This window comes from Facklamia sp. P13069 (assembly GCF_050409405.1).
GTDB lineage: Bacteria > Bacillota > Bacilli > Lactobacillales > Aerococcaceae > Facklamia.
The window spans coordinates 1-774 of the sequence record NZ_JBNUPN010000057.1; the positions used below are offsets into that span (position 1 = coordinate 1).

The 774-nt window shown below is 42.6% G+C and carries 1 pseudogene; it reads left to right on the plus strand.

Annotated features, from left to right (window positions below):
* Positions 1–774: pseudogene (locus ACQV2T_RS09330) on the plus strand (YSIRK signal domain/LPXTG anchor domain surface protein); the annotation flags it as partial.

The following is a 774-nucleotide window of genomic DNA, read 5'->3' on the forward strand; positions in this document are numbered from 1 at the left end:
CCATTACGATTACCAATCCAGATGGCACTCAAACAACGACTACTGTAACAAATGGTGCAGACGGCAAAGACGGAGTAGATGGTAAATCACCAACCATCAAGCAAACCCCACTCAAAGATCAAGATGGTAATGTTATAGGAGTAACTATTACCATTACAGATAGTGACGGAAAAGTGACAACTGAAAACATCTTAAATGGCAAAGATGGTCAGACGCCTAAGGTTGAGGTAACACCTGGAAAAGATACAGAAGGTAATTCGGGCTATACCATTATCATTACGAAGCCAGATGGTTCCACACAAGAAGTTTTTGTAAAAGATGGTAAAGACGGTAAGGATGGTAAAGATGGAGTGGATGGTAAATCACCAACCATCAAGCAAACCCCACTCAAAGATCAAGATGGTAATGTTATAGGAGTAACTATTACCATTACAGATAGTGACGGAAAAGTGACAACTGAAAACATCTTAAATGGCAAAGATGGTCAGACGCCTAAGGTTGAGGTAACACCTGGAAAAGATACAGAAGGCAATTCGGGCTATACCATTATCATTACGAAGCCAGATGGTTCCACACAAGAAGTCTTTGTAAAAGATGGCAAAGATGGTAAGGATGGTAAAGACGGTAAGGATGGTAAAGACGGTGAATGTGGAGTGTGTCCAATACCAGACCCAGATCCAACACCAGATCCAGATCCAACGCCAGATCCAGATCCAACACCAGATCCAGATCCAACGCCAAATCCAGATCCAACGCCAGATCCAGATCCAACGC